A 19989-nucleotide genomic window follows, 5' to 3' on the forward strand; every position below is an offset into this window, starting at 1 on the left:
TACTCCTTTTTATAATGTGATTACTTTTTTGGTGGTGCTGCCTGTGCCCCATAAGCTCCCTTAGTCTTGAGATTCTCCAGAAGGAATTGGTCCCCCTCGGTCATATCCACGATAGCATATTTGTCAATACTGCAAATCTGCATTTCATCCAGAGCATCTACAAGATTTGCATAATTAGCGTCGGCAGTAGGTTTTATTACAACAACCTGTCCATCTTTATCGCCTTTTATTTCTTTAGATCTTGTTTGAAACTCTTCGTCAGACATTTTTTTGTTAGTCACAAATTTTTCATGTTTGAGTTCCTTCATTTTTGCAACAATACTTTTGTTTCTGTCCAAAAGCAGCGCACGAAGGCCTTCCGGTGAAAAATCCGTTTCTTTCAAAGTTGTATAATCTTCATAATTCGGTATACCTGTATAATAATATACCTTATTATTTTCTCCTAATATAAGGGTGATTGCTTTTGATTCCTTCACCTTTACTTCTTCATCTTCGTTCAGTTTCTCATTGGTAGGCATCGCGATATCCATCACCTGCGGTTTACTCAATGTTGTACAGAACATAAAGAATGTGATCAAAAGCATGTTCATGTCTACCATGGGGGTAAAGTCTACCCTTAGGGTCTCTTTTTTAGGTTTCCCTTTTTTTACTTCTCCTCCACCGGTATCTATTGAAGCCATAATCTTTTCTTTTTAAAAATTTTTAAATTTGATTATTACAAGCCTTCCGGCATTTTCTTGAGAGTCGTAATTAGGCTATATCTGTTCTCTTTCATTCCTACCAATATCTTCAGTACTTTATCCACTTCAGGATATGCAGTCTGCTGATCTGATTTGATAGCAAGTTGTAGATTTTCACCGCCTATTTCGCGTGCATGTTTCACCCAACGGGTCAACTGATTGTTGGTACTGTCGGTTGGAACACCCATTTTTTTGATTTCTTCATCTTGCGCACTCAATGGCTTGTCTAAGAAAGCAGACATTCTACTCATAGGCACCCCGATATGTGATTGCTCTACGAAAGATCTTATCTGTTTGTCGTTAAACGTAATACCATAGTCTTGCCCCATCAACTGTAATACCGATTTTTTGGTATTAGCATCGTCTAAATTCAAAAATACCCGTCCTTCTGTGTCTATTAATATTGTTAATACATTACTTTCAGAGACCTTACGTTCGGATACTGATGCCGGCGTCAATACTGTTACCGGTTCTTTAGGGATAAATGTTGCTGTAAGCATGAAGAATGTGAGCAAGAGTACAGTAACATCACTCATCGCGGTCATGTCGATGAACGTGCTCTGTTTTTTTACCTTAATCTTTCCCATCTTCTTGTTTTTACTTATTAGAGTAGAATTTCACAGAAATTCCACAAATTATTCCGAAAAATTTTAATTATTTAGCTAAGCCACCGTGTAAATTAGTGTAAGTCTGGCCAATAGCAAAACCCACTTCGTCTACAGCGTTAGTCATATCTTCAACTTTTCCGGAGAAGTAAGAATAAGAAATAATAGCACAAGCACCTGTACCGATACCCATTGCAGTATTCATAAGTGCCTCAGAGATACCGAGTGCCAATACTGTAGAGTCTGGAGCTCCTTCTTGCGCCATCGCACCAAACGACTTGATCATACCAAGTACCGTTCCGAATAGTCCCATCAACGTACCTAATGTAGAGATAGTAGCGATAACTGACAAGTTTTGTTGTAAATATGGAAGTTCCAATGTTGTAGCTTCTTCAATTTCTTTCTGAATGATTGCAGCTTTTTCGTCATTGTGCAGGTCTGTCAATTTCTCAACATCTGCATATCTGATCAAACCAGCTTTAAGGATATTAGCAACCGAACCTTTTTGCTCGTCACAAAGCTTAGATGCACCAGCGATATCACCAGCTTCTAATTTAGCTTTTGCGTTCATCACAAATTTAGCTGTACTTCCTTTACCGCTAGCTCTGTTCAATGCGAAAAATCTTTCAACAGAAAGAGTAAATACTGTAAGCAACAATGTGATTACGATTGGAATTACCCATCCACCTTGATAAAGGGTACCCAGTATGTTTCCTCCTATCGGATGACCTTTTTCGTCGAAGTTACTGTCTGCACCTGCTACCAGATAGAAGAATAGGTGAGCTACGATAGCACATCCAATAACTACTACAAAAGCTGAAACACCTTTTGATCTAGGCTTTTTGTTCGATTGTTGTTTTTTAGTTTCCATAATGATAATAAATAATTTAAGTTTAGTGAATCAATTTTTTGTTTTATAATTGTTATACATTCAATATTTCAAACTCAAAAAAAGCCATTCAGGGCGTCAATTTAGGTTACAAATATACTATTCCGTTTTATCTTTCAATGTATTTTGTTCCAAAATTGCACTCCGACTAACGCTTTCAGTTAAATATAACGTAAAAAATAGGTTTTTATTTTTCGAAAAAAACAACTCTATAAAAATTATTACTAATAAATTCAAAGGTCTATATATCTGTATACGTGGAGTTTCTACATCTAGATGTGTCCACTAGGTATTAAATCTGCAAAATATTCCATTATTCCAGCTAACAAAAATAGAATTAAAAATGATTCTACACAATTAAAAAATATAAAAAAAGTCTTATTAAATCTATTTATCTATGCATAATTCATCATTAAGCGCTATTACAGCGTCATTGTAAAATTCTCTTTTTATTACAAACTGCATATTTACCTGGCGCAATGACTGCCCGAAACTTTCCACATTAATACCCCTGTCAAACAATGCTTTTGCCGCTCTGTATAAAAATCCCGGCAATGCGATATTGGTACCCATGGCACAAACCAAAGCCACCCGCTCAACGACTACCTGATAGAAATTCTGCTCTAGTTCGGCAATCAGTTCACGCGATTTATAATTATCCCACACTATGTTAGTTATAGAGTTGGCGTTAGTCGATTTTAGTATATAACTTACTCCATACTTGGCAAATATCTGCATTATTTTAAGGTCGAATCCGACTTCTCCTACCATCATGGGGTCGTGTACCTCGATTGCCAGTACTTTATTTGTACCTGAAACGATCTCTATTTTAGGCACTTCCGACACATAATCCCTTGTTATTAAAGTACCGGGATGCTCCGGCTCGAATGTATTCTTTATACGGATATCTATATTAGCTAATTCCAATGGTTTAGCTGCCTTTGGATGAATTGCCTCCATCCCGATATCAGCCAACTGGTCTGCTATAATATAATTTGTTCGCCCCACAGGAACGGTTTTTTCAACCCCCACAATATTAGGATCGGCACTCGAAAGATGGTATTCTTTATGTATAATAGCCTCATTGGCGTGCACCTCTACGGCCACTTTACTGAAAGTAACTTCTGTATAACCACGGTCGAAAGCACGCATAATTCCTTCTGTACCCTTAGTATATCCGGTAGTTATACATAAGTCTTTGCTAAAGTCAACCCCTTTGAATGCCCTGTGTATTCGTTCATCGATAGTCAGCGGCAATGAGTCGTTAAACCCACACAGGTCTATAAACCGCGCCGATATACCATTATTATTGAGTATATTAACTGAATTCCAAGCTGAATGCGCTTCACCCAGCGAAGCCAGGATCTCACGTGCAGCCAGACAGATATCATCTGCGTTTACATAACCCGATGCCATCACTTTGCTCAAGCTGTGCAACATGGTCTTAGCCTGCTTGATACGATAAGTGATAAACTCACGGGCTTCGAGTTGGTCCAGACCTATTTCTTCGAAACCTTTATTTATCAGCAACAGGCGCTGACACAGACTATCGAGTCCTATACTATAATCGCTGTTTTCGAGAAATTGCACATACACACCAGGCTCACCCGTTTTTTTGTGCTCCAACAGCCAGTTAGTCACATTATTATACGCCGACACCACAAATATACGGCTATACATTTCGTCAGGTGTTCTTTTTCCCACAATCACGTTTTCCAGTACATCTTTAAACTGGGACATGGAGGTTCCGCCAATTTTCTCTACTGTAAGCATTTTATTATTTAAGACTTCAACTTTTTTAAACTGCGCAAAAATAATAAAATTATCCTATTCTCTACTCATTTATAGAATATTGTCATCTTTTTATAACAAAAATTTAACCTTAAGTGAAAATGATATACCCGGTAAATAATAATTCTGATATATTTGTAATCATTTTAACTATGTTAATTAACGAATATCCAGATGAATCACCTTTACATTCTCATTCTCTTAATCTTATCTTTCGCATACATACCTGTATCTGCACAGAATTTCAAAGGTAAGATCACTGACAAGTCGGGAGAACCATTGTATGGAAGCTCCATATATATTAAGGAAGTAAATCAGGGGCTGGTATGTAACGACGATGGATTTTATCAGACAAATCTCCCTATCGGCAGCTACAATGTAGAGTATAAATGCCTGGGGTTTAAAAGGGAGGAACGGAAAATACAAATAAGAGGGAATGAGACCCTCTCTATGGATATTACACTGGAAGAAAATCCATACACTCTAAAAGAAGTCACTGTCTCCAACAATGAAGACCCCGCTTACCCTATTATCAGAAAAGCGATAGAAAAGGCACCTTTATATGCAGGAGCAATAAAAGAATACACCGCTGATGTATATATAAAAGGAAACGGGGAAATATTAAAAGTCGGCTCTCTGGTCGACAGATTGTCGAAAAATGCAGAAGGAATTAAATTATCGGAGTTACAAAACCAGATATTTGTGCAGGAATCTTTTAGTGAAGTACAATTCACCTCCCCGGATAAGTATAAACAAACGGTAAAAGCATTTTCGAGCAGCATTCCCGACAATCTGGATGCAAAAGATGCGATGGGTGTCATACAATCATCCCTATATATGCCTAAGGCCGGTATGTTTATATCCCCGCTAAATCCCAAAGCCTTTACTTACTACAGGTTCAGGTATGAGGGCTTCTTCGAAGACGGCGATGCAACCGTAAATAAAATCAAAGTAGAGCCGAAAATGAAAGACCCCATATTATATAGCGGATATATCTATATTGCCGATAATACATGGCATATTTATTCCGCCGAGCTGACCAGTAATGTATATGGTGTAAAGGAGGATCATTCCATCACTTATCAGGAATTGAAAGAGAATGCTTTTCTGCCCGTTTCTTATCTTATAAATTCGAATATAGATATATTGGGTAATAAATTCACATTCAACTACTACGCCTCACTGAGATATAAGGATATAGAGATTAATAAAGAAATAGCCAAAGAACTTGCTGAAAAGAAAAAAACGAAGAAAAGAGATTTCGAGATAAAAAGAGATTCTCTTTACAAAACGGAATCAGATAGCCTTGCCACCAAACGTGACTCGGCATATTGGGCAAACATACGCGTGATACCGTTGGAAGAGAGGGAAATAGTAAGTTATGTAAAAAAAGATTCCATACAGCAGCATATCGATTCGGTACGCAAAGATCATCACAATTCCAAATTCTCTTTCACGGATGTTTTCAGCGGAGGTAAAATTGGCGGCGATTCTACCCGCTTCACATTCAAATTTGATGGTTTACTGCTCGGAGTACCGGAATACAACTTCGTTGACGGGTTATGGCTGGGACAGAAATTCGATCTGAGCACCAAAATCGGGAAAAATAACCGACTAAGTATATCACCTTATATATATTATACTACTTCGCGAAAAAGAATAGTCGGAGGTGGAGACATCAATCTGCTCTACTCCCGTATGAAGATGGGCGAACTGATAATTTCGGGAGGTTCGGTCAGTGAAGACTTCAATCCTACGGGTATACACAGGTTCAATAATGCAACTAACTCCCTGATAAAAGGGAGAAACTACAATCATTTTTATCAGAACGATTATATATCTGTGGTCAATAATATTGAGCTTATTCACGGACTGACGCTCATAACAGGAATTGAAACGGCAAAACGCTCGGGCTTGTCAAATCATACTGATTATACCTGGGGCAGGAAAAGCGGGATAACTCCCAATATGTTTTCGGGCGATCGCTTCGACAGAACAGCTTATAATATAGGAGTAGATTATATTCCATATGTATATTACACACTGAACGACGGCGTGAAAAAATATCAAAGGATCACCTCTCCTGTATTCTTCATCAGATATAGTGAGGCTTTTGCTTCGTGGCAGACAAATAATTCGAAATACAGGAAATTAAGGCTGGGAATATATCAGCAACTCAGGTTAAGCGAATTCTCCCGTTTCGGTTATCACATCGAAGGAGGAGCATTCTTGGGCAATAAGGATAAAATGCATTTTGCCGACTTCCAGCAGTTCAATACATCGGACATAACCATCAGCCTGAGATCGCCGTTCACTTCGTTTATGTTACTCGATAACTATACAGCGTCGACCAATAAGCACTGGCTAAAAGGCGAATTCAACTACGACAGCAACTATTTGTTCCTGAAACGCCTGCCTTTTCTGCAAGGTAAAATGTTCACAGAAAGCCTTCACCTGAAAAATTTATATACCCCGGATATGAAGCTATATTCGGAAATAGGCTATTCCATCAATATAACGCGCCTTTTAAATTTCGGGACATTCGCTTCTTTCAGAAAAGCCGAATATCAGGACTTTGGAATCCGTATCATGTTCGATTTGGAAAAGTCGAAGAAATTATTCAAGTAAGGATCACGAGGCATAAGGGAATTAAAAATTCAGGTTTGCGCTTACCTGTATTTTATTTCTTGTAAATTTGCACTTCATAAAATTCAGCAACAAATAATGGCTTCATTCAAATCGTGGATATCGGCACTCCGGCCCCGCACCTTATTTCTGGCTGTGGCAACGGCACTGTGCGGCAGCGGAATAGCATACAGCACCGGAAATTTCAGTATTTCCGTCTGCATACTTACTATGCTGATAGCAACCATCCTTCAGTTATTATCCAACATGGCAAACGATTTAGGGGATTACCAGCATGGTACCGATATCACCGGCGAACGTGTAGGCCCTCAGCGCACAGTGCAAAGCGGAGCTATCACTCCCGGACAGATGAAAAACGCCATTATGACAGCAATCGGCGTAGCTGCAATTGTCGGCATACTCCTTATATATATAGCACTCCAATTTATGGACTGGAAATATATCGTTCTATTCCTGGCTCTGGGAGCTGCCAGCATTATAGCGGCAATAAAATATACAGCAGGTAAAAATCCGTATGGATATAAAGGGCTGGGCGATATATTCTCTTTTACTTTTTTCGGATTGGTTTCGGTAGTAGGTACTTATTTTCTGCATACCCATGTAGTCGATTTTATGCCATGGCTTCCTGCAACCGGACTGGGGCTATTAACTATAGCTGTACTCAACCTGAACAATATGCGGGATATGGAGAATGATAAGAACTCGGGTAAAATAACGATTCCGGTACGTATCGGCTTCAGGAATGCGAAGTACTATCATGCTTTCCTTACATTCGGCGCGCTAGCCTGTTTTACTCTATATTCAATCCTCTATACGACCCACTGGTACCAGTATCTGTACCTGTTGTGCTTCTTTGTCTTCGTCAAACTGCTGATAAATATATTTCGTATCACAGAGAACCGCCTGCTCGACCCCTACCTCAAATATACATCTATGGGCACATTCGTTTTGTCCGTTTGTTTCATTATATGTATCAATCTGCAATGAAAAAAATAGGTCTTTTATCCGATACCCATAGCTGGTGGGATGACAAATACGAAAAATACTTTGCCGAATGTGACGAGATATGGCATGCCGGTGACATCGGCTCTATGAGTCTTGCCCTGCGCTTCGAAGACTTTAAACCATTCCGGGCTGTATATGGAAATATCGACGACAGCAAAATACGGGCAGCATACCCCGAGTTCCTGCGATTTACTCTGGAAGGGGTGGACGTACTGATGACACATATAGGAGGTTACCCGGGAAAGTACGATCCACGGGCCCGCTCCGTTCTATTCGCCAACCCGCCCAAGTTATTTATCTGCGGGCATTCGCATATATTGAAGGTGATGTTCGACAAAAAGCTGAACTGTCTGCATATAAATCCCGGAGCTGCCGGAAAATACGGATTTCATAAGGTAAGAACGCTGATACGCTTTGTATTGAATGAAGGTAATATTTCCGATTTGGAAGTAATAGAGTTGAAGGATTAAAGTAGTACTCCCTCTCAACCAGATAATTGAGAATGCCTTTGGCCAAATTGAAAAATCCCTGCCAATGGCATTTTCATATATAACTTTATCTATGTATATAGCTATTAGCCTTTAGCTGATAGCTATTAGCTCTTTGAAAAAATGAACTAGCAGATTTGAAACATCGTTCAACGGAACGAAGTGTAGTTAAAATTAGCATATTAGCAAATGAATGAAGTAGTGTTACCTTTGTTACTTTTTAACAAGTAGTAAGTTTTAAGTACTAAGTTGAAAGTTATACGAGATACAAGTTGTTAGCTGATGACTGTTTACCGGAAAGTCACTTATGCGATAGCTTAAGCTAACGGCTAATAGCTATCAGCTAAAAGCTGAAATATGTGTTATCTTTGTTACCTTTTAACAAGTAATGAGTTTTAAGTAATAAGCAATAAGTTGAAGAACTGTATTTCTGTTAACTGATGACTGCTAACTGTTGACTGTAAAAACTGTTACCTTTGTTACCTTTTTTATTTAAGTATAAAGGAATAACCCGGAGTTTTTATAACCCGGCGACATCAATACATTAATTTTTGCAACTTTGGCAAGCCTTTTGCTCTAAATAAAATACATAATTAGACAAAGGCAGATCAAACGACAAGGATTTGCCGTATATCTTTTTGTAATAAACTATGAATAAAATAGATACTAAGATATGAAAGAGGAATTTACCGAAAAGGAGTTTGATAACGGACAGCCTGCAGAGGCTGATAATATGACAAATAATCAGCCTGAAGAAACGGCTGAAGCAGAAAGTAGTGACAATCTGACCGACTGGGAGGCCAAATATAATGAATTGAATGATTCATATCTGCGCCTGAATGCAGAATTCGATAATTACCGCAAACGTACCTTGAAGGAAAAGGCTGAATTATTGAAATCGGGCAGTGAACGCGTATTAATTGACATAATATCCGTTGTGGACGACTTTGAGCGTGCTTTGGAAAATATATCCAAGACAGAAGATATAGAAGCGGTGAAAGAAGGAGTCGATCTGATTTACAGTAAATTCACTACCTTCCTGACAAGACACGGTGTAAAAGAAATAGAAACAATCGGGCACACTTTCGATACCGACAAACATGAAGCTATTACCACCGTTCCTGCACAGTCGGAAGATGATAAGGACAAGATTGTAGACAGTGTGCAGAGAGGATATACGCTGGATGATAAAGTTATCCGTTATCCGAAAGTAATCGTTGCAAAATAAAAAAGAAGGCATCCCAATGGCAACCACAACAAAAAGAGACTATTACGAAGTATTGGAAGTTACCAAGACCGCAACTTTCGAAGAGATAAAAAAAGCTTACCGCAAAAAAGCGATTCAGTTCCATCCCGATAAAAACCCGGGTAACAGCGAAGCTGAAGAGAAGTTTAAGGAAGCGGCAGAAGCATATGAAATTCTAAGCGACGAGCAAAAACGTGCCAAATATGACAGATTCGGACACGAAGCTCCGGGCGGATTCGGCGGACATCCGGGCGGATTCTCCATGGACGATATATTTTCCCAGTTCGGCGATATCTTCGGAGGTCATTTTGGTGGGGGCTTTGGCGGTTTCGGCGGACAACGAGGTCCAAGACAAAACCGTGGTTCAGATTTACGAGTAAAAGTTAAGCTGACTTTAAAAGATATAGCCCAGGGGGTTGAGAAAAAAATAAAGGTAAACAAATTTGTTGCCTGTTCGCATTGTAGAGGGACAGGTGCAGATGGTGGCACAGCATACGAAACCTGTTCGACCTGTAAAGGTTCGGGAGTAGTAACCCGCGTCATGAACACTATTCTGGGACAGATGCAAACACAAACTACTTGCCCGACCTGTAACGGAGAAGGCAAAAGCATTACCAAAAAGTGCAGCCATTGCGCCGGAGAAGGCATCGTTCGCGAAGAAGAAGTAATCTCCATCAATATACCTGCCGGAGTTGCCGAAGGAATGCAACTTTCGATGAGCGGTAAAGGAAACGCGGCCCGTCACGGCGGTGTAAACGGCGACCTGCTGATCCTTGTAGAAGAAGAACAACACCCGGAACTGTTCAGAGACGACAACGATGTTGTTTATAACCTATTGTTATCCGTGTCTACTGCTGCACTGGGAGGTAATGTGGTAGTACCGACAATAGACGGAAAGGTAAAAGTGACGATAGAGCCGGGAACACAGCCGGGTAAAGTGCTTCGCCTCAAAAACAAAGGATTACCGAGCATCAACAGATACGGCACAGGAGACCTGCTTATAAACATAAGCGTATATATTCCTGAAAATCTTACTGATAGCGAGAAATCAACATTAGGAGGACTCGAAAATTCACCGAATTTTCAACCTAGCAAATCAGTAAAAGAGAAAATATTCAGTCATTTCAGAAAGATGTTTGATTGATAAAAAATCTGAAAGCAGTCTCTTATCGACTGCTTTCATTCGATAAAATCGGGTAATATTTAATGGTAGTTTTTAACCGTAATCAGTTTTGACTGTTATCCTAATTGAAAAAATAAAGAGGTTTGTGACCTTAATATCCTGTAAAACTATAACTTTGAGAATCTAAATACGGGAGATCATGAAAATAAAGGAAATCTTACATACCATAGAACAACTCGCCCCGATACCATTGCAAGAAAACTTTGATAACAGCGGTATCCAAATAGGAGATGTAAATCAGGAGGCCAAAGGCGCCGTAGTATGCATCGATGTAACCGAGGCTGTGATGGACGAAGCGATCGCTTTAGGATGTAATCTTATTATCTCACACCATCCCCTCGCCTTCCGCAGCTTCAAATCCCTGACAGGGAAAAATTATGTAGAACGCTGCATGATAAAAGCCTGCAAGCACGATATCGTAGTTTATGCGGCACACACCAATCTGGACAATGCCGCGCAGGGAATCAACCATTATCTGGCAGAAATGCTTAACCTGCAACATGTGCGGATTCTCGACCCACAAAAAGGTAAGTTGCTAAAACTGGTCACTTTCGTTCCACACTCGCATGCCGAGCTTGTGCGCAACACCTTATTTAATGTAGGGGCGGGGAATATAGGAAATTACGATTCATGTAGTTATAATGTATCAGGAGAAGGGACTTTCAAGGCCGGAGAAAATACAAATCCTTTCACCGGAGAAATAGGAGAATTGCATACCGAGCCCGAAGTACGGATTGAAATAATCCTTCCCATATATAAGCAATCGGAGGTAAAACGCGCACTGATAGCAGTACACCCGTATGAGGAGCCTGCTTATGATTTCTATTTATTAGAGAATACATGGTCGCAGGCAGGAAGCGGGATAGTAGGCACATTGGCCGAAGAGACAGAAGAGGAAGATTTCCTTTACTTACTGAAAGATACATTTCACCTGAAGACAATACAGCATTCCGCCTTAAGGGGAAAGCCTGTAAGAGACATAGCCATCTGTAGCGGAAGCGGATCATTCCTGATACCGAAAGCGATATCATATAGTGCCGATGTATTTATTACAGGTGAGGCTAAGTATAATGATTATTATGATGTGGAAGATAAGATTCTGCTGGCAACAGTAGGACATTACGAGTCCGAAATTTTCACAAAGAATATATTTTTCGATATTATCTCAAAAAAATATCCTACCTTTGCGGTATATATGTCAGGATTTGATGTAAATCCTGTGAACTATTTGTAAATGAGCGGTGACATACTCCTGCTATTTACGGATGATGTAGTAAGATAATAGTGGGATGCTGTTTGATTACTGCATTTTTTTATGATAATCATCTTCAATTATAACTTATATATTATATAAACTTATGGCTAAAAAGCAAGAAAAAGAGATCACTGTAGAGGAAAAGCTGAAGACGCTTTATGCTCTGCAACAGAAATTATCCGAAATAGATAATATAAAGATTCTTCGCGGTGAACTTCCCTTGGAAGTAGCAGACCTCGAGGATGAAATTATCGGTCTGGAAACCCGTATCAAGAAATACGAAACTGAGTTGAAAGAAGCAGACACTGCCGTTTCTTTTCAAAAGCAGAAAGCAAAAGACAGCACACTGAAAATTGAAAAATACAAAGAGCAATTGGACAATGTGCGTAATAACCGTGAATTTGACCACCTGAGCAAAGAAATCGAATTCGAAACACTGGAAATCGAATTATCAGAAAAACGCATTCGTGAATTCACTCAGGATTCCAAGAATCTGACAGAGCAGGTAGAGAAGAGCAAAACTTTCTTACAGGAGCGTTCTGCCGACCTGGGACAGAAAAAAGAAGAACTTGACAACATCGTATCCGAGACTAAACAACAGGAGGAACAACTCCGTGAAGAGGTCAAGGATATAGAGACAGAAGTTGAACCTCGTCTGTTGCAGGCATTCAAGCGCATTCGTAAAAGTGCACGTAACGGTCTGGCTGTAGTATGTATCGAACGTGGTGCTTGCGGAGGTTGCTTCAATAAAATACCACCTCAAAAACAGATGGATATTAAGATAGGTAAGAAAATCATCGTATGCGAATATTGCGGACGTATTATGATTGATCCTGAATTAATTGGAGCGGCGGAATAACATAAGTTATAAAAAAACTGATAAAAGCAAAAAATCGGAAAGGTTAAATGTAACTTTTTCGATTTTTTTTATCTATATATTGTGAACTTTGCTATTTGTATCGTGTTATATATTTTACAGTTCAAATTTTAAAACGGAAAACTTTTTTCCAAAACAAAAACACTATGTCATTAATAAACAACGTATTAATTTTTATTTTGGAAAACTTTTATTTTTATTCAAAAAATATTGTTACAAAATTTGTTTCATCTTTCTGAATTGAGTAATATTGTACTGTAAAAAATATCGCAGACTTTTCGTCATAAAACAAGGACTGAAATAATCTAAAAAAAATATAAGACAAATGGCACAAAAGGTTTATACTTTTGATGAGGCATATAACGCCGCATTAAATTATTTTAATGGCGATGAACTCGCTGCAAAAGTATGGGTAAATAAGTATGCATTGAAAGATGCTGCAGGTAATATCTACGAACAATCGCCTGAAGATATGCACTGGCGTTTGGCGAATGAGATCGGACGCATAGAGTCTAAATATGAAAAGGGACTGACAAATAAAGAATTGTATGATCTCTTCGATCATTTCAAATACATCGTACCTCAGGGTAGCCCTATGACCGGTATCGGGAATGACTTTCAGATAGCTTCTCTATCAAACTGCTTTGTGATAGGCCTGAACGGCCCTTCGGACTCTTACGGAGCTATCATCCGTATCGATGAAGAGCAGGTGCAACTGATGAAACGTCGTGGAGGTGTAGGCCATGACTTGTCACATATCCGCCCAAAAGGTTCTCCTGTTAAAAACTCGGCTTTGACATCTACCGGACTAGTGCCATTCATGGAAAGATATTCAAACTCGACCCGTGAAGTTGCTCAGGATGGACGCCGTGGAGCCCTTATGTTGAGCGTATCCATCAAGCACCCTGACTCTGAATCGTTCATCGATGCTAAAATGACCGAAGGAAAAGTTACGGGCGCAAACGTTTCGGTAAGGATAGACGATGCTTTCATGCAGGCTGTTGTAGACGGATCCAAATATACACAGCAATATCCTATCGATTCATCGAATCCCACTACAGTAAAAGATATCCAGGCTACGGAACTTTGGAGAAAAATAGTTCATAATGCATGGAAATCAGCTGAGCCGGGGGTTCTTTTCTGGGATACCATTATTAAGGAATCTGTCCCTGATTGTTATGCAGACCTCGGATTCAAGACTATTTCAACTAATCCTTGCGGCGAAATACCTCTGTGTCCCTACGACAGTTGCCGCCTGTTAGCTATCAATCTATATTCATATGTGGTAAACCCGTTCAAAGACGATGCCCATTTCGACTTCGAACTATTTTCGAAGCACGTTGGACTGGCCCAACGTATTATGGATGATATCATTGATCTCGAAACCGAAAAGATTGACAAAATATTACAGAAAATAGATGACGATCCCGAAACAGACGAAGTAAGATGGCCTGAAAGACACCTTTGGGAGAAAATCCGCACAAAAACCCTTCAGGGACGTCGTACCGGAGTAGGTATCACTGCCGAAGGCGATATGATTGCGGCTATGGGACTCCGCTATGGTACAGAAGAAGCGACTGCTTTCGCCGAAGAAGTACACCGTGTTCTGGCTGTTGCAGCCTATCGTTCATCTGTAGAACTGGCTAAAGAGCGTGGAGCATTTGAGATATTTGATTTCAAACGTGAAAAGAAAAATCCGTTCATTAACCGTCTGGCAGAAGTTGATCCACAGCTAATCAAAGACATGGAAAAATACGGACGCCGTAATATAGCCTGTCTTACAGTTGCACCAACCGGAACCACCAGCTTGATGACACAGTCTACATCAGGTATTGAGCCGGTATTTATGCCAGTATATAAACGTCGTCGTAAAGTAAATCCGAATGATAAGGAAGTACGTGTTGACTTTGTTGACGAAAATGGTGACTCATGGGAAGAATATATCGTATTCCATCATAAGTTTGTAACATGGATGGAGAGCAAGGGCTATCCTACATCTAAAAAATACACGAATGAAGAGGTGGAGACTATGGTAGCCGAATCACCATATTATAAAGCAACTTCAAACGATGTTGACTGGCTGCAAAAGGTGAAAATGCAAGGCCGTATCCAGAAATGGGTCGACCACTCCATCAGTGTAACAATCAATCTGCCATCCGATGTATCGGAAGATCTCGTAAACGATCTATACATCGAAGCATGGAAAAGCGGATGTAAGGGCTGTACTGTTTACCGTGACGGTTCACGCGCCGGAGTATTGGTTGCTGCTGACAATAAAAAACAAGCAGACGAGAATTGTGATGACTGCTACGAACGTCCGGAAATCCTACAGGAGCGCCCTCGTGAACTTGCTGCTGATGTTATCAAATTCCAGAACAATAAAGAAAAATGGATTGCGTTCATCGGATTACACAACGGACGCCCATATGAGATATTCACCGGATTGTCGGATGATGATGAAGGCCTGATGCTACCTAAGAATATCAATCACGGAACCATTATCAAGACACTAAATGATGAAGGAAGCCGCTCTTATGACTTCCAGTTCAAGAATAAGAGAGGATATAAAACCACAATCGAGGGATTGAACGGTAAATTCAACCCTGAGTTTTGGAATTATGCCAAACTTATCTCCGGTGTACTTCGCTATGGTATGCCTATCGATCAGGTTGTGAAACTGGTACAAGGTCTGGAACTGAACAGCGAAACGATCAATACGTGGAAAAATGGTGTAGAGCGCGCCCTCAAGAAATACCTGCCTAGCGAAACCGAAGCTAAAGGTCAGAAATGCCCTGTGTGCGGACTGGAAACCTTAGTATATCAGGAAGGCTGTATGAAATGTACGAACTGTGGCGCATCCAAATGTGGATAAACAATTCATATGAGATATAACAGGATGCCCCGTTTTCTAAGAAAACGGGGCATTTTATATAACCTATTCCCTAATATTCTTTGGTGAGTTTACTATTCGAATCTTAATGATTTAGCCGGATAGATCTTAGCTATCAGATAAGATGGACCTATCATGGCTACAATGGAAAGGATCAATGTACCTATATTAATCAATAAGATATATAAGATATTGATATCTACGGGCATTTCTGAGACATAGTATGTTTCGGGATCCAGCTTTACCAGGCCGAAATTCTTCTGAATCACCAATATCGCAATAGCAATAACATTCCCCCAGAACATACCCTTCAGAATGAGGAATGAGGAAACATACAGAAAGGTTTTGCGAATACTGAAGTTACGCGCACCGAGGGTTTTCAGCATACCTATCATATTAGTCCGCTCAAGGATTATGATTAGCAATCCCGATATCATGGTAAAAACAGATATGACAAACATTAGTATAATGATAACCACGACATTCATATCCAGAAGTTCGAGCCAGTTAAATATCATTGGATTGAGTTCCTTAATGGAACGGGCAAGGAAAGTATTGTCTTTATGGTCACGATAGGTCATCATATCCACAAATACACGCTGATGGATTTCGTCCAGTCTATCATAATCATTTACAAGCAATTCGATACCGCTGACCTCATCATCATCCCAGTCATTCAGCCTTTTGATAAGATTGATATCCGTTATTACGAACAATTTATCATAGTCTTCGAAGTTTGTACTATATATGCCAGTTATATAGAACTTACGGAAACGGATATTCTCTCCCACAAAGTAGCAGAGGAAGCTGTCTCCGGCTTTCAGATTTAACTTACTTGCGATATTCTTAGACAGAATTGCCTGATTGGCATGAGTTGTATCATCCGGATTGACTACCGTACCGGCAACCATATTTTGTTTAAAGAAATCCCAATCATAATCTGTGCCGACTCCTTTCAGAACAACACCCTGGAAGGCACTATCAGTTTTTATTATGCCGGGCTTTGTGGCAAATACCTCTACATGTTTAACCCCTTCTGTCTTTTCGAGCTGGCTTATCAGCTCAGCACTGACGCATACGGGCTGTGTTTCGTAAGTACTGTTGTTTGCCAGATTGGTGATTTGTATATGGGAACCAAAACCTACAACTTTGTTGCGCACCTCTTTTTTGAAGCCCACAACGATAGACAGAGCCAGTATCATAGCCGCCAAGCCTATTGCCACTCCGGCAACAGCGATTTTAATGGCAGGAGAAGAAGCCCGCTTCTCCCCTTTCTCTCCATTAAAATGGATACGTTTCGCTATAAATAGTTCTAAATTCAAAATCAGTTATCAGCCAACAGTTATCAGTTATCAGTAAGAACCACTTATAACTTATAACTCATAATTCATAATTAAAACAAGAATCCCTGCTCGCTTTCTCTTTTCCGGCCCAAATGCTTGTAGGCTAGCTCGGTGACTTCCCGCCCGCGGGGTGTGCGTTTCATAAACCCTTCTTTGATAAGGAACGGCTCATAGACCTCTTCTATTGTACCTCCGTCTTCACCTAAAGCCGTTGCAATAGTAGAGATACCGACAGGCCCCCCCTTAAATTTATCGATAAGGATCAGAAGAATCTTATTATCTATCTCATCCAATCCGTATTTGTCAATATTAAGAGCTTCCAGCGAATAGGCCGCAATGGCCTTATCTATCTTGCCGGAACCTTTTACCTGCGCAAAATCGCGTACCCGGCGCAGCAATGCGTTCGCAATACGCGGAGTGCCCCTGCTGCGGGAAGCTATCTCTACAGCGGCTTCTTTAGAGGTAGGAACATCGAGTATATTAGCCGAGCGCAGGATAATATTCGTCAGTGTTTCTATATCGTAATACTCCAGATGCATATTGATACCGAAACGGGCGCGTAACGGACTTGTAAGTAAACCGCTCCGGGTAGTGGCGCCAATAAGAGTAAACGGATTCAGATCTATCTGTATAGAACGCGCGCTAGGGCCCTTATCTATCATAATATCAATACGGTAATCTTCCATCGCACTATACAGATATTCTTCCACGACAGGCGATAAACGGTGTATCTCGTCTATAAAAAGTACATCGTTTGGCTCAAGAGAGGTGAGTAGTCCGGCCAGATCCCCGGGCTTATCCAATACGGGGCCCGAAGTTATCTTAAACCCCACTCCCAGTTCATTTGCTATGATATTCGACAATGTGGTTTTACCTAATCCAGGCGGACCATGCAAGAGGGTATGATCCAGTGATTCACCCCGCATTTTAGCTGCCGTGACAAAAACCTGTAAGTTTTCCACCACCTTGCTTTGTCCACTGAAACTATTAAAAGTAAGCGGGCGCAAGGCATTTTCAAACTCCTTTTCACTGTCGTTTATATTTCCTCGGTGTATGTCGAATGTTTCTTCCATATGTTCGGATACAAATTTACATCAATATATTTAATTTACACACACTTTTCAGCTAACAGTTAACAGCTTTTACAGTTAACAGTCAGCAGTCAGCAGTAAACAATCCATAGCTTATAAAAACTTTGCGTCTTTGCGTCTTTGCGTGAAATAAAATAAAGTATCTTGTAACCCCTAACTGTTAAAAGGTAACAAAGGTTACAGGGAAAGCAATTAATAATTAAGAATGAACAATTAATAATTAGCTTGTTATGCTGAGCAGAGCAAAGCATCTCGTATCTTTCTCCGAAAAGGTAACAAAAGTAACAGTTTTTACAGTCAACAGTTAGCAGTCATCAGCTAACAACTTGTATCTCGTATAACTTTCAACTTAGTACTTAAAACTTACTACTTGTTAAAAAGTAACAAAGGTTACACCTTTTCATTCATTTACTAATATGCTAATATGCTAATTTACTAATCATTCTTTCAAAGAACTCTTTTTCTTGTAAACTAGTAAACTGATAACTAGTATACTTCAAAATACATAGATAAACTTTTACAAAAAAAGCAAAAGAGATAAATTTTATTATGGCATATAACCATAATATATTTCCTTTGCATTTCCAATTCATTATAAATGAACAAATATGTTAGATAAATTACGGTATTGGGACGAAGAACTTTTTCTATTCCTCAATGGAAAACACGCTAACTGGCTCGATCCCATCATGCTCTTTCTCAGTTCCTACACAAACTGGATTATGGCCTGTCTGGCCATGTCTGCCCTAATCTACTTCAAAGCGGAAGTATGGAAGAAAACAGGAGTATTCTTTTTTCTCTTATCCACCGGAGTCAGCGCCCTGCTTACAAATATAATAAAACTGATTATAGAACGGCCCCGCCCTATTCATAACGAATTATGGGAAGGCACGATTCACGCGATAGAAAAATATAGCAATAGTTTTAGTTTCTTCTCGTCTCATTCAGCTACTACTTTTACGATGGCTGTATTTTTCCTTCTCTTCTTTCGAAAGAAAAGATTCTACGGTTATATTGCCGTCTTATGGGCAGCAGTGGTTGCATATAGCCGGATTTACGTGGCCAAACATTACCCGTTCGACGTAATGATAGGAATTATATTCGGAATAATAATAGGAATAGCGGGCTATATACTTTTCCAAAGGTTCAAAAAGAAAAAGGAACTATTAAAGCCCTAACCACTTCCTCACTTTCTTCCTCTCCAATAGTGAATATACTTTCAGGCAAAAAGGAAACGCTCTACCAATAGGATATAATAAACGGAATAAAGTAGATGGATAAACATTCTTCTTACCTTTCTCAATACCTTTTATATACTTCCTTGCAACAATCTTCGCATCTTGCGCAGGAAAAGGAAGAGGGGTATCTTCTTCACCTGTAGCCTTATCAAAAAAAGCAGTGCGGGTAGCTACAGGATAAACCGCAGTTAATTGGAGGTTATTCGCTTTCTCATATCTGTAAGTCTGTACAAAATGATGCAGAGCGGCTTTTGTAGAACAATAGAGTGAATAGGCCGGCAAGGAAACTAATCCCGCCCCTGAAATAGTACAGGCAAAAGCTACCGGTCTGCCCTTATTGAGAGCAACAAGTCTTTCCAATGAATAAACCGGAGAAAACACATTCAGATCGTAGACTTTTCGGATATGCTGCCAATCGGGGGTTTCCAGCCTTTCTAGATATGCAAACCCTGCATTAGCTATAAAAATATCAATATGTCCGAATATCTGCTGTGCTTGATCAAAAACCTTATCTACTCCCTCTGCAGAACTGACATCAGCAGAGAATGGGTACACCACGCCCTCAACCTCCGGTATTTCATCTATATGACGGGCTACAGCAAGAATTTTCACTCCGTTGTATGAAGCAAGAATATCAAGTATCTCTCTGCCTATACCGGAGGAAGCTCCGGTGAGTATGATATGTTCGCCTCTGAGGTCCAT

General features: G+C 39.9%; 16 protein-coding genes. 9 read left to right on the forward strand and 7 right to left on the reverse strand.

The features are described 5' to 3' along the window. Nucleotides 1-20 precede the first annotated feature (20 nt). The 4 genes from HMPREF9455_RS05565 to HMPREF9455_RS05580 form a co-directional block, all read right to left on the reverse strand. Nucleotides 21-680: an ExbD/TolR family protein gene (locus HMPREF9455_RS05565; RefSeq protein ID WP_006798640.1), complete on the reverse strand. Its 660-nt coding sequence runs from the start codon at nt 678-680 to the stop codon at nt 21-23. A gap of 35 nt (nt 681-715) precedes the next feature. Then, nucleotides 716-1327: an ExbD/TolR family protein gene (locus HMPREF9455_RS05570; RefSeq protein ID WP_006798641.1), complete on the reverse strand. Its 612-nt coding sequence runs from the start codon at nt 1325-1327 to the stop codon at nt 716-718. Nucleotides 1328-1394: 67 nt separating this feature from the next. Beyond that, nucleotides 1395-2216 (reverse strand): MotA/TolQ/ExbB proton channel family protein, encoded by an 822-nt coding sequence (locus HMPREF9455_RS05575; protein ID WP_006798642.1) that lies wholly within the window; start codon nt 2214-2216, stop codon nt 1395-1397. 405 nt (nt 2217-2621) lie between these two features. Further along, nucleotides 2622-4007 (reverse strand): aspartate kinase, encoded by a 1386-nt coding sequence (locus HMPREF9455_RS05580; RefSeq protein ID WP_006798643.1) that lies wholly within the window; start codon nt 4005-4007, stop codon nt 2622-2624. A gap of 192 nt (nt 4008-4199) precedes the next feature. On the opposite strand from HMPREF9455_RS05580, the gene HMPREF9455_RS05585 reads away from it, so the two are divergent. The 8 genes from HMPREF9455_RS05585 to HMPREF9455_RS05620 all read left to right on the forward strand — a co-directional run bounded on the left by HMPREF9455_RS05585 (nt 4200) and on the right by HMPREF9455_RS05620 (nt 15597). After that, a complete protein-coding gene (locus HMPREF9455_RS05585; RefSeq protein ID WP_006798644.1) occupies nt 4200-6653 on the forward strand; it encodes a DUF5686 and carboxypeptidase regulatory-like domain-containing protein in 2454 nt (817 codons plus the stop codon). A gap of 96 nt (nt 6654-6749) precedes the next feature. Then, nucleotides 6750-7658, forward strand: a complete 909-nt coding sequence (menA, locus tag HMPREF9455_RS05590) for a 1,4-dihydroxy-2-naphthoate octaprenyltransferase (RefSeq protein WP_006798645.1) — start codon at nt 6750-6752, stop codon at nt 7656-7658. After that, nucleotides 7655-8146, forward strand: coding sequence for a metallophosphoesterase family protein (locus HMPREF9455_RS05595; RefSeq protein ID WP_006798646.1), 492 nt, complete (start codon nt 7655-7657; stop codon nt 8144-8146). The genes menA and HMPREF9455_RS05595 overlap by 4 nt, the downstream gene beginning before the upstream one ends. A 691-nt stretch (nt 8147-8837) precedes the next feature. Further along, a complete protein-coding gene (locus HMPREF9455_RS05600) occupies nt 8838-9392 on the forward strand; it encodes a nucleotide exchange factor GrpE (RefSeq protein ID WP_006798647.1) in 555 nt (184 codons plus the stop codon). Between the two features lie 16 nt (nt 9393-9408). Continuing rightward, nucleotides 9409-10554, forward strand: coding sequence for a molecular chaperone DnaJ (gene dnaJ / locus HMPREF9455_RS05605; RefSeq protein ID WP_006798648.1), 1146 nt, complete (start codon nt 9409-9411; stop codon nt 10552-10554). A 178-nt stretch (nt 10555-10732) separates the two neighbouring features. Then, nucleotides 10733-11827, forward strand: coding sequence for a Nif3-like dinuclear metal center hexameric protein (locus tag HMPREF9455_RS05610; protein WP_006798649.1), 1095 nt, complete (start codon nt 10733-10735; stop codon nt 11825-11827). Between the two features lie 124 nt (nt 11828-11951). Next, nucleotides 11952-12707: a zinc ribbon domain-containing protein gene (locus HMPREF9455_RS05615; RefSeq protein WP_006798650.1), complete on the forward strand. Its 756-nt coding sequence runs from the start codon at nt 11952-11954 to the stop codon at nt 12705-12707. Between the two features lie 343 nt (nt 12708-13050). Then, nucleotides 13051-15597 carry an adenosylcobalamin-dependent ribonucleoside-diphosphate reductase gene (locus HMPREF9455_RS05620; protein ID WP_006798651.1) on the forward strand — a complete coding sequence of 849 codons (2547 nt, stop codon included), beginning with the start codon at nt 13051-13053 and terminating at the stop codon, nt 15595-15597. A gap of 92 nt (nt 15598-15689) precedes the next feature. On the opposite strand, the gene HMPREF9455_RS05625 is transcribed toward HMPREF9455_RS05620, so the two are convergent. Then, nucleotides 15690-16937 carry an ABC transporter permease gene (locus HMPREF9455_RS05625; protein WP_006798652.1) on the reverse strand — a complete coding sequence of 416 codons (1248 nt, stop codon included), beginning with the start codon at nt 16935-16937 and terminating at the stop codon, nt 15690-15692. A gap of 71 nt (nt 16938-17008) precedes the next feature. Then, nucleotides 17009-18031 carry a Holliday junction branch migration DNA helicase RuvB gene (ruvB, locus tag HMPREF9455_RS05630; RefSeq protein ID WP_006798653.1) on the reverse strand — a complete coding sequence of 341 codons (1023 nt, stop codon included), beginning with the start codon at nt 18029-18031 and terminating at the stop codon, nt 17009-17011. Nucleotides 18032-18657: 626 nt separating this feature from the next. Here ruvB and HMPREF9455_RS05635 point away from each other — a divergent pair. Next, the gene (locus HMPREF9455_RS05635) at nt 18658-19227 is read left to right on the forward strand and encodes a phosphatase PAP2 family protein (protein WP_006798654.1); all 570 of its coding nucleotides are present in this window, start codon (nt 18658-18660) and stop codon (nt 19225-19227) included. Here the strand turns inward: HMPREF9455_RS05635 and HMPREF9455_RS05640 are convergent. Further along, nucleotides 19216-19989, reverse strand: coding sequence for an SDR family NAD(P)-dependent oxidoreductase (locus tag HMPREF9455_RS05640; protein WP_006798655.1), 774 nt, complete (start codon nt 19987-19989; stop codon nt 19216-19218). The two genes, HMPREF9455_RS05635 and HMPREF9455_RS05640, sit on opposite strands and share 12 nt — an antisense overlap.

The sequence above is a fragment of the Dysgonomonas gadei ATCC BAA-286 genome, assembly GCF_000213555.1.
Classification (GTDB): domain Bacteria; phylum Bacteroidota; class Bacteroidia; order Bacteroidales; family Dysgonomonadaceae; genus Dysgonomonas; species Dysgonomonas gadei.

Excerpts from the sequence above, each read along its gene's own strand:
- HMPREF9455_RS05565 (WP_006798640.1), bottom strand. The coding sequence starts at position 680 with ATGGCTTCAATAGATACCGGTGGAGGAGAAGTAAAAAAAGGGAAACCT.
- HMPREF9455_RS05570 (WP_006798641.1), bottom strand. The coding sequence starts at position 1,327 with ATGGGAAAGATTAAGGTAAAAAAACAGAGCACGTTCATCGACATGACC.
- HMPREF9455_RS05575 (WP_006798642.1), bottom strand. The coding sequence starts at position 2,216 with ATGGAAACTAAAAAACAACAATCGAACAAAAAGCCTAGATCAAAAGGT.
- HMPREF9455_RS05580 (WP_006798643.1), bottom strand. The coding sequence starts at position 4,007 with ATGCTTACAGTAGAGAAAATTGGCGGAACCTCCATGTCCCAGTTTAAA.
- HMPREF9455_RS05585 (WP_006798644.1), top strand. The coding sequence starts at position 4,200 with ATGAATCACCTTTACATTCTCATTCTCTTAATCTTATCTTTCGCATAC.
- menA (WP_006798645.1), top strand. The coding sequence starts at position 6,750 with ATGGCTTCATTCAAATCGTGGATATCGGCACTCCGGCCCCGCACCTTA.
- HMPREF9455_RS05595 (WP_006798646.1), top strand. The coding sequence starts at position 7,655 with ATGAAAAAAATAGGTCTTTTATCCGATACCCATAGCTGGTGGGATGAC.
- HMPREF9455_RS05600 (WP_006798647.1), top strand. The coding sequence starts at position 8,838 with ATGAAAGAGGAATTTACCGAAAAGGAGTTTGATAACGGACAGCCTGCA.
- dnaJ (WP_006798648.1), top strand. The coding sequence starts at position 9,409 with ATGGCAACCACAACAAAAAGAGACTATTACGAAGTATTGGAAGTTACC.
- HMPREF9455_RS05610 (WP_006798649.1), top strand. The coding sequence starts at position 10,733 with ATGAAAATAAAGGAAATCTTACATACCATAGAACAACTCGCCCCGATA.
- HMPREF9455_RS05615 (WP_006798650.1), top strand. The coding sequence starts at position 11,952 with ATGGCTAAAAAGCAAGAAAAAGAGATCACTGTAGAGGAAAAGCTGAAG.
- HMPREF9455_RS05620 (WP_006798651.1), top strand. The coding sequence starts at position 13,051 with ATGGCACAAAAGGTTTATACTTTTGATGAGGCATATAACGCCGCATTA.
- ruvB (WP_006798653.1), bottom strand. The coding sequence starts at position 18,031 with ATGGAAGAAACATTCGACATACACCGAGGAAATATAAACGACAGTGAA.
- HMPREF9455_RS05635 (WP_006798654.1), top strand. The coding sequence starts at position 18,658 with ATGTTAGATAAATTACGGTATTGGGACGAAGAACTTTTTCTATTCCTC.
- HMPREF9455_RS05640 (WP_006798655.1), bottom strand. The coding sequence starts at position 19,989 with ATGGACCTCAGAGGCGAACATATCATACTCACCGGAGCTTCCTCCGGT.